Below are 13,210 nucleotides of genomic sequence, written 5' to 3'. Positions count from 1 at the left end.
GGTCATATTCGCAAGAGTTGAAAACTCTTGTTCTACTTATCGGCAAATCTGCGCCAGACTATAGCCCGTTATGGCGAAAAACCAGTTCGGCCCGTCCCGGGCGTGTTGACCGCAAGTGATGATCGCGCCCCAATCATGGCAAATGAAACGACAGTCCCAACTCAAAAACCCGCCACCCTCGCCGCTTGGGTAAAGCGCCTGGACGATGTGCTGTTGCCTGTTCCACAGGCGAGCCACGACCGGGTTTGCAAGGCCATCGGCGACAACCGCAGTTCGTTGCGGGATATTGCAGAGCTGATGCAGAACAGCCCGGCGCTGGTGCTGAGCGTGATGCGCGAGGCCAACAACCAGGCCCACGGCAGCCTCGCGGAGCCGGCAGAAAATCTCGAAGTGGCGATCAATCGCCTCGGCCTCAAGCGCACCGAGGAGCTGCTGCGGCGCCTGCCTTCCGTGCCGCTGAATGAAATCCCCGTGGCCCTGCGCCAGCTGCAGATGATCAGCCAGCACGCTTCGCAACAAGCCAGCGGCCTGTTCGCCAGCCGCCTGGCGCGGTTGTGGCAAGACATTCACTGGGGCAGCCTGCTGTTCCTTTCGCCGCTGTGGCCGATGGCGATTGCCTATCCCAAGCTGCTGGAAGAATGGGAGCTGCGGGTGATTCACAAGGGCGAATCGGCACGCACAGTCGAACAGGAGCTGTTCGGCGTACGCCTGCTGGACCTGTGCCTCGGGTTGACCAACACCTGGCGCCTGCCGATCTGGGTATCCCAGGGTTATACGTTACTGCTGACGGAACAACGCTTGCTGGTCAAGGCGCTGAGCATTGCCCGTGAAGACGAGCCGTTGCGCCAACAGCAGTTGCTGGATGCCGACCCGAACCTGCGCCGCTGGCTGAACCAGCCGGCCAACACTGTGCTGTTGGCCAACGGCCTGGCGCTGGCGGCGCAGGAGTCCTGGACCTGCCCGCACACCCAGCGCTGGCAATACCTCACTGCGCTTTACCTGCAGCAACCGTTGGCCGAAGTGCAGCAACAGTCCCACCAACACGCGGCGATCAGCGCCCGCAGCACCCTGATGCGCGACCTGTGGCACCCGGCGCTGTCGTTGATCTGGCCATGGGATGTGCAGCGCGTTCACCACGGCTTGCTGCCGGCACCGCCACCCACCGCCGAGTCCCTGGCGATCTGGCGCAAGCGCTGCACCGAATTGCTCGTAGAGCCGAGCCGCTTTGCCAACGCCATGCACCTGACCACCTGCGCCAAGGAAGCCCTCGTGGCCTGCGGCATGCAACGGGTGATGCTGCTGATGGCGGACAAAACCTTGAGCACGCTACGTGTGCATCAAGTCGACGGCCTGCCGAAGGACGCCGACCACATGAGCCTCGACGTGGCGCAAAGCACCCTGCTGCAACGCCTGCTGGCCAAGTCCGCCCAGGTGCGCCTCAACCCCGACAACCACGCCCAGTTCTCGGCACTGCTGCCGCCGGAACTGCGCCGCCTGTTCAAAGGCGAACACCTGCTGCTGCGCTCCCTGAGCTGCAATGGCCGGGTGGTGATGCTGATGGTGGCCGACCAGGGCGGCGGGCCGTTCTCGGAAACCACCGTGCAGGCCTTCGGCAAAACCGCCCAATGCATCGAAAAGGCCCTGCACAGCTTTACCAACCGCAGTGCCTGACGCTTGCGCTACAATCGCCCTCCCTTAGCGCCCAATTTTTATGCCCAGGAGACCTCACATGCCTGACTTCTCTGGCTTGCCGCTGGTCATCGAGGCCAGTGACCTGCTCGGTCGCCTCGATGCCGAACACCTGATCCTGGTGGACCTCACCAGCGCTGCGCGTTACGCCGAAGGGCATATCCCCGGCGCACGTTTCGTTGATCCAAAACGCACTCAACTGGGCCAGCCACCAGCGCCGGGCCTGCTGCCGGGCAAGGCCGATCTGGAAAAGCTGTTCGGCGAACTGGGCCACACCCCTGATGCCACCTACGTGGTGTATGACGACGAAGGCGGTGGCTGGGCCGGGCGATTCATCTGGATGCTCGACGTCATCGGCCACAAGAAATACCACTACCTCGATGGCGGCCTGCTGGCGTGGCTGGAAGAAAAACACCCAGTGTCCACCGAGGTACCGGCCAGCGCCGGCGGGCCGGTCAGCCTGACGTTGCATGAAGAACCCACCGCCACCCGCGAGTACCTGCAAAGCCGCCTCGGCGCTGCCGACCTGGGCATCTGGGACGCCCGTGGCCCGCTGGAATACTCCGGGGAGAAAGTCCTCGCGGCCAAGGGTGGACACATCCCGGGCGCGGTGAACTTCGAATGGACCGCCGGCATGGACAAGGCGCGCCAGCTGCGCATCCGCCGCGACATGCCGCAGATCCTCGAAGACCTCGGGCTGACCCGCGACAAAGAAATCATCACCCACTGCCAGACTCACCACCGTTCTGGCTTCACCTACCTGGTGGCCAAGGCGCTCGGTTATCCACGAGTCAAAGGTTATGCCGGTTCCTGGGGCGAATGGGGCAACCACCCCGACACCCCCGTTGAGATTTAAGGTTTAAGGACAGTTAATGAAAAAGCAGTTGTTCATCCTCAGCCAGTACTTGCTGCCCCACCACCTGCTGTCGCGTCTGGCCGGTTGCATTGCCGAATGCCGCGTGCGCTGGTTCAAGAATGCGTTCACCCGCTGGTTTGCCAAGCGTTATCAAGTGGACATGTCCCAGGCCCTGGTTGAAGACGTGACCGCTTACGAGCACTTCAACGCCTTCTTCACCCGCGCGTTGAAAGACGGTGCACGGCCGCTGGATCAGACCCCAGGCGCGGTGTTGAGCCCGGCCGATGGCGCTGTCAGCCAGTTGGGCCCGATTGAACATGGCCGGGTGTTCCAGGCCAAGGGCCACAGCTTCAGCGTGCTGGAATTGCTGGGCGGCGATGCGGCGGTGGCTGCGCCGTTCATGGGCGGCGATTTCGCCACTGTTTACCTGTCGCCGAAGGACTACCACCGGGTGCATATGCCATTGGCCGGCACCCTGCGGGAAATGGTTTATATCCCTGGCCGAATCTTCTCGGTAAACCAGACCACCGCCGAAAATGTGCCGGAACTGTTTGCGCGTAACGAGCGTGTTGCCTGCATCTTCGACACCGAACGCGGCCCGATGGCCGTGGTTCTGGTTGGCGCGATGATCGTGGCATCGATTGAAACGGTTTGGGCAGGCTTGGTAACGCCGCCAAAACGCGAGCTGAAAACCTTCCGTTATGACGAAGCTGCCCGTGGGCCGATCCACCTGGAAAAAGGTGCGGAACTGGGGCGCTTCAAGCTGGGTTCGACGGCAATCGTGCTGTTTGGGCCGGACCAGGTTCAATGGTCGGAAGCACTGCAGGCGGGGACGCCGGTGCAGATGGGCCAGGGCATGGGTTTGCCGAAAGCCTGACCTAGCGATCATTCCCACGCTCCGCGTGGGAATGCATCCCGGGACGCTCCGCGTCCCAACCTCAAAATCGGACGCGGAGCGTCCAGGGCGGCGTTCCCACGCAGAGCGTGGGAACGATCTTCAGAGCTGACCGTCGCGATCGCGAAAGCCCAACAGGTACAACACGCCATCCAGCCCTAAAGTCGAAATCGCCTGCTTGGCCGATTGCTTGACCAGCGGCTTGGCCCGGAACGCCACACCCAACCCGGCAATCGCCAGCATCGGCAAGTCATTTGCCCCGTCGCCGACCGCAATGGTCTGCTCCAGACGCAACCCTTCCTTGTGCGCCAATTCCCGCAACAGGTCAGCCTTACGCTGTGCGTCGACAATCGGCTCCACGGCCACGCCCGTCACCTTGCCGTCTACCACTTCCAGCTCGTTGGCGAACACATAGTCGATACCCAGCTTGGCCTGCAATTGCTTGGCGAAGTAGGTGAAACCGCCCGACAGGATCGCGGTCTTGTAGCCCAGGCGCTTGAGTTCGGCGAACAGGGTTTCGGCGCCTTCTGTCAGGCGCAGCGAGGCGCCGATGGAGTCCAGTACGCTCACATCCAGGCCCTTGAGCAGCGCCAGGCGCTCCTTGAAGCTGGCACGGAAATCCAGCTCACCGGCCATGGCACGCTCGGTGATTTCCGAGACTTGCTCACCTACACCGGCAGCCTTGGCCAATTCGTCGATGACTTCGGCTTCGATCAGCGTCGAGTCCATGTCGAACACCGCCAGGCGGCGATTGCGGCGGAACAGCGAGTCTTCCTGGAAGGCGATATCGACATTCAGCTCCTGGGCAACGCTCAGGAATTCGGCACGCAGGGCCTGAGGATCTGCCGGCTCACCGCGTACGGAGAACTCAATGCAGCCCTTGCCCTTGTCCGCCGGCGTGTCCAACGGCATACGACCCGACAGACGGTCAATGTGGTCGATATTCAAACCGTACTGAGCCGTGATCGAACTGACACGCTGCAATTGCTCGGCCGTCACCTTGCGAGTCAACAGCGTCACGATGTGGCGTTTTTTGCCCTGGCCGGCCACCCAGCTCTGGTAATCCTCTTCGGACACCGGGGTGAAACGCACCTGCTGATCCAGCTTATACGCCGTAAACAGGATGTCCTTGAGCACGGACGAGGCCTGCTCGGTGCTGGGAATTTCCACCAGGATGCCGAACGACAGCGTGTCGTGAATCACTGCCTGGCCGATGTCGAGAATGTTCACACCACCCTGGGCCAGAACACCGGTAATGGCTGCGGTGAGACCCGGACGGTCCTCACCTGTGATGTTAATCAGGACAATTTCGCGCAAAGCGCACCCCCGAGCTGGAAAAAAACCGCATTCTACCCACTTTCAGTGACCATCGGGCACAGCCAGCGCTTTGCCGGTCTTGGGCCTGTCGCTATACTGCGCGTCAACTTCACGGACTAAAGAGCCGAGCTTAAGTGAACCGGCCCACGCCAGTAAAAACCGATAACTTCTTCCTGCTGATCTTCCGGGCACTGCGCCACCGCCGTGTACCGATCGCATTACGCATCGCCAGCCATAACGTGATCCTGGTCGCCCTGGCCCTGGTCATCTACGCCTGCGTGATGGGTTTGCAGTTCAAGCAGGCCATGCACGAGCAAGCCGACGCTTTGGGCGAGAGCCTGACCACCCAGACCGCCACCTCGGCGACTGAGTTGTTGGTGTCCAACGACATCCTCAGCCTCAACGTGCTGCTCAACAACCTGACCAAGAACCCGCTGGTGGCCCACGCCGCTATCTATAGCGTGGACAACCGGATCATGGCCGAAGCCGGGCAACGCCCGAAAAACGGCCTGCTGGGTGAAGCCGAAGGCCTGTACCAGAGCAATATCACGTTTCAGGACGTGAAGGCCGGCCAACTGCGCATCAGCCTGGACATGCAACAGTTCCAGCAGCCGATGACCATCAGCCTGCAAAGCATGGGTATCTTGAGTGCGATCCTGCTGGCACTGTCCCTGGCCTTGAGCCTGCGCCTGGGCCGGCATATCTCCACGCCACTGATGCAACTGCGCATCTGGCTGCGGGATATCGATGAACACACCCCGGCCACCGACCGCCAGGACGAAATCGGCGACCTCGCCCGCCAACTGCACACCAGCTTCGCGCCGGAGCCCGTAGTGCCCGAGGTTGAACCCGAGCCCGAGTTCGACGACACCGACTACGAAGACGACGAGCCCGAGTTTGAAGTGCGCAACCTGCGGGACCCGAGCTTCGACGAGTCTGCGCCGGTAGCGGCCCAAAAGCCGGCGACCCGTCATGTGATCAAGGCAGAAGAAGACGAACTGGACGAAGAAGACCCGTTCGCCGATCTTCGCGATACTTCAGTGCCAACCGCTCCTGCTATGCAGCCTGCTCCGGTGCGCAGCACCCAGCCCCAGCACAGCGCCGTATTGGCCGTGCAACTGGGCGCACAGGATCAACTGCGTCGCTTGCCGCGGGCACGCCTGACCGAGCTGCTGGAACGTTATCGTGACTGCCTCGACCAGGCGGCCTCGCTGTATCAGAGCGAACTGCACACCCTGAACGACGGCAGCACCTTGATGCTGTTCCACAGCGAAGACAGCGGCGAAGACTACCTGACCAACGCCATCTGCTGCGGTGAACTGCTGCGGGCCCTGGGCCATGCGCTGCAAATCGAAGTGGCCGACAGCGGCATCACCCTGCAACTGCAATTGGGCTTGACGGTGGGCGACGATCTGTATGGCATGAGCCAGATCGATCTGCTCCTGACCGAGATTGCCCAGGATGCGCTGGCCTTGTCGCAACACAGCCGCAACCTGCTGCTGGTGGAACGCAAGATCAGTGACGACGTGCTGATTCGCCAGCGTGCGCGGATCCGCCCGATTGCCAGCCCTGAAGGTGCGTGCTGTGTGGAGCGGTTGATGGAGCCTTACCCGTCGATGCTTGAGCGCCAGCTGGCGCGGATGCATGAGACGCGGGCGAAGAACTAAAGAACAACGCAAATCAATGTGGGAGCGGGCTTGCTCGCGAAAGCGGCCTGTCAGTCAGCCTATGTATCGACTGATCCGCCGCCTTCGCGAGCAAGCCCGCTCCCACATTAGATCTGCGTACCGCTCAAATCCCGCACAAACAAAAGGCCCGCTCATCAGCGGGCCTTTTTGTTGGTCTGTATTCAGGTCAGAACCTGAACACTTCCATATCGGTGCGAATCGGCACGGCCATCGGCATCTTCGGCTTCTCCGGTGCCGCAGCCTTGGGCTGCGCCGGGGCCTGTTTGCGTGGCGCTTCTGCCACCGCTGGCTGATTGGCCAATGGCTTGAGGGCCACCGACAGCTGGTCAGCCAAACGTTGCAGCAACACACCCTGGGCCTGGACCTGGGACGCGGTGCTGCCGCTGTGCTCTTCCTGCAAGTGCACGATGCGGTTATCCCGCACCTGGCCACGACGGTCGATCAAGCGCCATTGCGCGTCGAGGATAGCGGGCTGCGAAACGCCCGAGTCCAGTCGCGTAATGGTCAGCAGCACCTGTACGTCCGGGGCAAAACCCAACGGCGCCGGCGCCAATACCACACGCTGGCTGTCCAGGTGGCCAGCCACCTGGCGCAACATCAACTGATTGATGTCGGACGAAAGGCTACCGGCCCAGCGGCCATCGGTGGAACCTTGCAGGCTGCCGTCGTTCTGACGTTGCAGCAGGGTTTCACGTTGCAGGTAGTCGGCCACTACAACAGGGCCAAGCAATACAGCCATGCCGGCACTTTGTGCAGGCTGAGCCGGACTTCCACTGTCCAGCTGATACAGCGACACCGGTTGGTGTGTGCTGCAACCCGCCAGGCCCAAAAGGCCAGCGAGCAACAAAAATAAAGGAAGGCGCGGAGCAGTCATCATCCCATCCAGGTGGCTGCCACAAGGCGAACCACAATGTAATACTCAAAAATAACCTGTACGCGCTCAGCCACGCCGGCGCTGGAAAGGCCATATCATCCGTGAATATGCGCCATGACTCCAGCGCGAAAGCGTCGATCTACGGGTTAAATCGTAGATCGGGCGCTCTATATCGCCTTAAACGGGCGTTTCCACCAGTAAAGCGTCCACTCGCTGGAAGCCGCGCGGCAGTTTATTGCCACGACGACCCCGCTCACCCTTGTAGTGCTCGAGGTCGTCAGGGCGCAGTGACAACGTGCGCTTGCCGGCCTGCAACACCAGGGTCGAGCCTTCCGGGATCACGGCGATGTCGGTCACGTACTCTTCGCGACTGGCCACCCGCTCCCCGGGAATACCAATGATCTTGTTGCCCTTGCCTTTGCCCAACTGCGGCAAATCGCTGATCTTGAACACCAGCAGGCGCCCTTCGGTCGTCACCGACGCCAGCCAGTTGCCTTCACGGTCTTCCACCGGACGCGGCAGGATCACCTTGGCGTTGTTCGGCAGGCTCAACAACGCCTTGCCCGCCTTGTTCTTGGCCTGCAGGTCTTCACCCTTGACCACGAACCCATAGCCCGCATCGGAGGCGATGACGTACAGCGAATCATCGTCCGGCAGCAGCACGCATTCAAAATTCGCACCCGGTGGCGGTGTCAGGCGCCCGGTCAACGGTTCGCCCTGCCCCCGCGCCGATGGCAACGTGTGCGCCGGCACCGAATAACTGCGACCGGTGGAGTCGATAAACACCGCAAACTGGTTGGAACGCCCCGCCGCCGCGGTTTTGAAACCGTCGCCAGCCTTGTAAGACAGGCCGGTGGCGTCAATATCATGCCCTTTGGCTGAGCGAACCCAACCCTTTTCCGACAGAACGACGGTAATTTTCTCGTTGGGCAGCAACTCGGTTTCGGTCAGGGCCTTGGCTTCGGCGCGTTCGACAATCGGCGAGCGGCGGTCGTCGCCATAGGTTTCGGCGTCCTTGATCAGCTCGGTGCGCACCAGCTTCTTCAGCTTGGCCTCGCTGCCCAGCAGGGCCTGGAGCTTGGCTTGTTCCTTGAGCAGCGCGTCCTGTTCGTCCCGCAGCTTCATCTCTTCCAGTCGCGCCAACTGACGCAGACGGGTGTCGAGGATGTAGTCGGCCTGGATTTCGCTGAGTTCGAAGCGCGCGATCAGCTCGGCCTTCGGGTGCTCGGCGGTACGGATGATATGGATCACTTCATCCAGGTTGAGGTAAGCGATCAGCAAGCCGTCCAACAGGTGCAGGCGGCGTTCGACCTTGTCCAGGCGGAATTGCAGGCGGCGACGCACGGTCTGCACCCGGAATTCCAGCCATTCCACCAGCAAAGCCCGCAGGTTCTTCAACTGCGGCTTGCCGTCCAGGCCAATGATGTTGATGTTGACCCGATAGCTGGACTCCAGCTCGGTGCTGGCGAACAGATGCTGCATCAGCACTTCATGGTCGACCCGGCTGTTGGTCGGGATGATCACGATGCGGCACGGGTTTTCGTGGTCGGACTCGTCACGCAGGTCGGCGACTTGCGGCAGCTTCGACGGCTTGGCCTGCATCAGCGCGGCAATCTGCTCCAGCACCTTGGCCCCGGACACCTGGTGCGGCAGCGCGGTGACGATGATGTCGCCGTCTTCGATGTGGTACACGGCGCGCATGCGCACCGAGCCTTTGCCGGTCTGGTAGATTTTCAGCAGGTCGGCGCGAGGCGTGATGATTTCTGCTTCGGTCGGGTAATCCGGGCCCTGGATATGCTCGCAGAGCTGTTCGACCGTAGCCTTCGGCTCATCCAGCAGGCGCACGCAGGCGCTGGCCACTTCCCGCAGGTTGTGGGGCGGTACGTCAGTGGCCATGCCCACGGCGATACCCGTGGTGCCATTGAGCAGGATATTCGGCAAACGAGCCGGCAACACCAGCGGCTCGTCGAGGGTGCCGTCAAAGTTCGGGCCCCAGTTGGCCGTGCCCTGGCCCAGTTCGCTGAGCAGCACTTCCGAATACCGCGACAGACGCGCTTCGGTGTAACGCATGGCGGCGAAGGACTTCGGATCATCCGGCGCACCCCAGTTACCCTGGCCGTCCACCAGCGTGTAGCGGTAGCTGAACGGCTGGGCCATCAGCACCATGGCTTCGTAGCACGCCGAGTCGCCGTGAGGGTGGAATTTACCGAGCACGTCACCGACGGTACGCGCCGACTTCTTGTGCTTGGAGTCAGCGTCCAGGCCCAACTCACTCATCGCATAGATAATGCGCCGCTGTACGGGCTTCAGGCCGTCGCCGATATGCGGCAAGGCACGGTCCATGATCACGTACATGGAGTAGTTGAGGTAGGCATTTTCGGTGAAGTCAGCCAGCGACCGGCGTTCAACGCCATCTAAGCTGTCTGCAAGGATGTCACTCATGCGGGCCTCATCATTGTTTGGTCTGGCGCAGCAGCAAAGTGCCGCTGCGCTGGGTAAATTCAAGTTGTTTCAATGCACTCATGCCCAGCAATACCTGTTCATCGCCCAAACCCGGTACCACGATGGCGCGCACGTCCCGAAGGACGATATCGCCCAGTTGCAGACGGCCCAACTCGGTCCGAAAGCCCTGGGTTCGCCCGTTGGCCGTACTCACGCCAACCGGCATGCCGCGTTCAAGCCCGAGACGGTCGGCCAATTCAGCCGGAACCGCCACGTCGGTGGCCCCGGTGTCGAGCATGAACTGCACCGGCTTGCCGTTGATCTGGCCAGTGGCGACAAAATGCCCTTGGCCGTTGCCCAGCAGTTTTACTTCGATATAACCCTCGTGCTGCTCCGAGGTCACCACGGCATTGGGGTTTTCCTGTCGCGCTTCCCACTGCCCAAAAAATCGTGTCGCCAAAAACAGGCCGGCGCCCCACGCGACGAACATCAACACACGCCCGGCGCGCTTGCCGGGTGTTTGCGCACTCATGGCTTGGCGCTCCAGCCACCCGCAGGGGCGGCGAAACGATAGACCACCGGCCGCTTTTCGCCATCGGCGCGGGCGCCGAAGTTGTTGTCCAGGCCGATCCACGCGCCATCGGCCTACAGCACCAACGCTTCGGCCAGGCCGTAGGGCTGGTTGTATTGGCGTTGCGGCGCCAGCATTTCATCGGCGTAGGACCAGCATTGTTCGGCCTTCGCCGTCACGGGATCACGACGGCACAACTGAAACTGGCTGCTTTCGAGGGTGAACAGCTTGCCCTCGAACAGCGCGACGTCAGAGAAATTGCGCGAAACCGCCTTGGCCTTGGGCATCTGTGCCGGCTGCATCTCGGTGCCCGCCTCGCTCAACAACACACAAGGACCGTCGCAATCCCAGAGCGATTGCGGACGCTTGATCGAAATCAACCCGCGCCGCTCGCGTTCAGCCGCCAGCCAGATTTGATTGCCCTCAGGGTTCACCGCCAGGCCTTCAAACAACGCATTGAAGTGCAGCAGCATGCCACTGGCCCGAGCCTCACGCACCATGCCCGGGGCGATCTTCAACCACTCCGGCGCACCGCTCACCGGCACTTGCAGCACCGCCGCATGGGCTTCGCTGACGATGTAACGGTTGCCCGCCGCATCGCAGCTGATGCCTTCAAAATCCAGGTCACCACCGCGAATCAACGACGCCGCCTTGGTGCGCGAGCGCAAGCCAAAGGGCAAGCCGGACTCCGGCACCGGCGGCACGTCGATCTTCACCGTTTCGGCCTGCCAGGTATCGGCACTGATATCGAGACGGTAGATCTGATCGTCGTCGCGGTCGGACACCGTCCACAACTCCTTGCCGCACATGGCCAGGCCCGACAGGTTACCGCCGCGCATGCCTTCCACCGGGTGTTCCGACAACAGCTTCAGCTCAGCCGCAGGCGCTGCGACCACCGAGGTGGCCGCCAACCCGCTCAACAACAGTATCGCCAGGGCGAAACCGCTGCGCATCAGCCCAGAACCTCGGCCAGGTTGCCCTTGGACTCCAGCCAGTTCTTGCGATCCGGCGCGCGTTTCTTCGCCAGCAACATGTCCATCATTTCCGAGGTGGCGGCGAAATCTTCCAGGGTCAACTGCACCAGGCGCCGGGTGTTCGGGTCCATGGTGGTTTCCCGCAGCTGCGGCGGGTTCATCTCACCCAGGCCCTTGAATCGGGTGACCTGCGGCTTGCCGCGTTTCTTCTCGGCCACCAGGCGATCGAGGATGCCATCGCGCTCGGCTTCGTCCAGGGCGTAGAAAATCTCCTTGCCCAAGTCGATGCGGTACAAAGGCGGCATGGCGACATAGACGTGACCGGCATCCACCAACGGGCGGAAATGCTGGACGAACAGTGCACAGAGCAAGGTCGCAATGTGCAAGCCGTCGGAGTCGGCGTCGGCGAGGATGCAGATCTTGCCGTAGCGCAGCTGACTCATGTCCGCCGCGCCCGGGTCGACACCGATGGCCACGGCAATGTTGTGCACTTCCTGGCTGGCCAGTACTTCGCTGCCATCGACTTCCCAGGTGTTTAGGATCTTGCCGCGCAGGGGCAGGATCGCCTGGAATTCCTTGTCCCGCGCTTGCTTGGCGGAACCGCCGGCAGAATCACCTTCCACCAGGAACAGCTCGGAGCGCATCGGGTCTTGCCCGGCGCAGTCCGCCAGCTTGCCAGGCAGTGCCGGCCCCTGGGTAATGCGCTTGCGTTCGACTTTCTTGCTGGCCTTCAGGCGACGGCCGGCGTTGTTGATCGCCAGCTCCGCCAGGGCCAGGCCCAATTCAGGGTGTTCGTTGAGCCACAGGCTGAAGGCATCCTTGACCACCCCGGAGACAAACGCCGCTGCCTCACGGGACGACAGGCGCTCCTTGGTCTGGCCGGAGAATTGCGGCTCCTGCATTTTCATCGACAGGACGAACGCGATCCGCTCCCAGACGTCTTCCGGCGCCAGCTTCACGCCGCGCGGCAGCAGGCTGCGGTATTCGCAGAATTCGCGCATGGCATCCAGCAAGCCCTGGCGCAAACCGTTGACGTGGGTACCGCCCTGGGCCGTCGGGATCAGGTTGACGTAGCTTTCCTGGACGCTGTCGCCACCTTCCGGCAGCCACAACAAGGCCCAGTCCACGGCTTCTTTATTACCCGCCAGGCTGCCGCAGAACGGCTCGTTCGGCAGGCGCTCGAATTCGCTGACAGAGTCTTCCAGGTAGGAACGCAGGCCGTCTTCGTAATGCCACTCGACCTTTTCGCCGGTGCCTTTGTCTTCAAAGCTGACCAGCAGGCCCGGGCACAGAACAGCCTTGGCCTTGAGCACATGCTTGAGGCGGCTGATGGAGAATTTCGGTGAATCGAAGTATTTCGGGTCCGGCGCGAAGTACACGCTGGTGCCGGTATTGCGCTTGCCGACGGTGCCGATCACTTCCAGGTCGGTGGCCTTGTAGCCATCGGCGAAAGTCATCTGATACTCGTTGCCGTCGCGCTTGACCTTGACCCGTACGTGGTTCGACAGGGCGTTGACCACGGAAATACCCACACCGTGCAAGCCACCGGAGAACTGGTAGTTCTTGTTGGAGAACTTGCCGCCGGCGTGCAGCTTGGTGAGGATCAGCTCGACGCCCGACACACCCTCTTCCGGGTGAATGTCCACCGGCATGCCACGACCGTCGTCGGACACTTCCAGGGAATGGTCGGCGTGAAGGATGACTTGTACCGACTTGGCGTGCCCGGCCAAGGCTTCGTCGACGCTGTTGTCGATGACTTCCTGGGCAAGGTGGTTCGGCCGACTGGTGTCGGTGTACATGCCGGGGCGTTTGCGCACCGGGTCGAGGCCCGAGAGGACTTCGATGGCGTCGGCGTTATAAGAGCTAGCGCTGGGAGTGGCCATGGGGTCTCGTCGTGAGTCGTT

General features: G+C 61.9%; 9 protein-coding genes and 1 pseudogene. 4 read left to right on the top strand and 6 right to left on the bottom strand.

Annotation, left to right across the window (positions count from 1 at the left end):
- The first annotated feature begins 135 nt into the window (after positions 1 to 135).
- From HX817_RS01955 to asd, 3 genes are read left to right on the top strand one after another with little or no spacing between them, the layout of a single operon-like run.
- Positions 136 to 1,671, top strand: coding sequence for an HDOD domain-containing protein (locus HX817_RS01955; RefSeq protein ID WP_008439108.1), 1,536 nt, complete (start codon positions 136 to 138; stop codon positions 1,669 to 1,671).
- A gap of 58 nt (positions 1,672 to 1,729) precedes the next feature.
- Positions 1,730 to 2,545, top strand: a complete 816-nt coding sequence (locus HX817_RS01950; RefSeq protein ID WP_102367974.1) for a rhodanese-like domain-containing protein — start codon at positions 1,730 to 1,732, stop codon at positions 2,543 to 2,545.
- A gap of 16 nt (positions 2,546 to 2,561) precedes the next feature.
- Entirely contained in the window at positions 2,562 to 3,422 is an 861-nt protein-coding gene (gene asd / locus HX817_RS01945) for an archaetidylserine decarboxylase (RefSeq protein ID WP_008439110.1), read from the top strand.
- A gap of 120 nt (positions 3,423 to 3,542) precedes the next feature.
- Here asd and serB read toward each other — a convergent pair whose 3' ends face one another.
- Positions 3,543 to 4,757, bottom strand: coding sequence for a phosphoserine phosphatase SerB (gene serB / locus HX817_RS01940; protein WP_003217536.1), 1,215 nt, complete (start codon positions 4,755 to 4,757; stop codon positions 3,543 to 3,545).
- A 134-nt stretch (positions 4,758 to 4,891) separates the two neighbouring features.
- Between serB and HX817_RS01935 the strand changes: the two genes are divergently transcribed.
- Positions 4,892 to 6,424, top strand: coding sequence for an AhpA/YtjB family protein (locus tag HX817_RS01935; RefSeq protein WP_177039704.1), 1,533 nt, complete (start codon positions 4,892 to 4,894; stop codon positions 6,422 to 6,424).
- 187 nt (positions 6,425 to 6,611) lie between these two features.
- Here the strand turns inward: HX817_RS01935 and HX817_RS01930 are convergent, their stop codons facing one another.
- From HX817_RS01930 to parE, 5 genes and pseudogenes are all read right to left on the bottom strand, one after another.
- Positions 6,612 to 7,319, bottom strand: coding sequence for a membrane integrity-associated transporter subunit PqiC (locus HX817_RS01930; RefSeq protein ID WP_003217538.1), 708 nt, complete (start codon positions 7,317 to 7,319; stop codon positions 6,612 to 6,614).
- A gap of 177 nt (positions 7,320 to 7,496) precedes the next feature.
- Positions 7,497 to 9,761 carry a DNA topoisomerase IV subunit A gene (parC, locus tag HX817_RS01925; protein ID WP_003217539.1) on the bottom strand — a complete coding sequence of 755 codons (2,265 nt, stop codon included), beginning with the start codon at positions 9,759 to 9,761 and terminating at the stop codon, positions 7,497 to 7,499.
- A gap of 10 nt (positions 9,762 to 9,771) precedes the next feature.
- Positions 9,772 to 10,293 (bottom strand): TIGR02281 family clan AA aspartic protease, encoded by a 522-nt coding sequence (locus HX817_RS01920; RefSeq protein WP_087692486.1) that lies wholly within the window; start codon positions 10,291 to 10,293, stop codon positions 9,772 to 9,774.
- Positions 10,290 to 11,285: pseudogene (locus tag HX817_RS01915) on the bottom strand (esterase-like activity of phytase family protein). The gene HX817_RS01920 and the pseudogene HX817_RS01915 overlap by 4 nt, the downstream one beginning before the upstream one ends.
- Positions 11,285 to 13,189, bottom strand: a complete 1,905-nt coding sequence (gene parE / locus HX817_RS01910) for a DNA topoisomerase IV subunit B (RefSeq protein WP_003209518.1) — start codon at positions 13,187 to 13,189, stop codon at positions 11,285 to 11,287. Before parE ends, HX817_RS01915 begins: the two are co-directional and overlap by 1 nt.
- Positions 13,190 to 13,210: the final 21 nt, after the last annotated feature.

Source organism: Pseudomonas sp. C6002, assembly GCF_013385805.1.
GTDB lineage: Bacteria > Pseudomonadota > Gammaproteobacteria > Pseudomonadales > Pseudomonadaceae > Aquipseudomonas.
Note: the sequence above shows the minus strand (reverse complement) of the source record. Positions and strands in the feature narration are given on the sequence as shown.

What these genes read in the sequence shown, in the direction of transcription:
- parE (WP_003209518.1), bottom strand. Translation starts at nt 13,189, where the DNA reads ATGGCCACTCCCAGCGCTAGCTCTTATAACGCCGACGCCATCGAAGTC.
- HX817_RS01920 (WP_087692486.1), bottom strand. Translation starts at nt 10,293, where the DNA reads ATGAGTGCGCAAACACCCGGCAAGCGCGCCGGGCGTGTGTTGATGTTC.
- HX817_RS01950 (WP_102367974.1), top strand. Translation starts at nt 1,730, where the DNA reads ATGCCTGACTTCTCTGGCTTGCCGCTGGTCATCGAGGCCAGTGACCTG.
- HX817_RS01955 (WP_008439108.1), top strand. Translation starts at nt 136, where the DNA reads ATGGCAAATGAAACGACAGTCCCAACTCAAAAACCCGCCACCCTCGCC.
- asd (WP_008439110.1), top strand. Translation starts at nt 2,562, where the DNA reads ATGAAAAAGCAGTTGTTCATCCTCAGCCAGTACTTGCTGCCCCACCAC.
- parC (WP_003217539.1), bottom strand. Translation starts at nt 9,761, where the DNA reads ATGAGTGACATCCTTGCAGACAGCTTAGATGGCGTTGAACGCCGGTCG.
- HX817_RS01930 (WP_003217538.1), bottom strand. Translation starts at nt 7,319, where the DNA reads ATGACTGCTCCGCGCCTTCCTTTATTTTTGTTGCTCGCTGGCCTTTTG.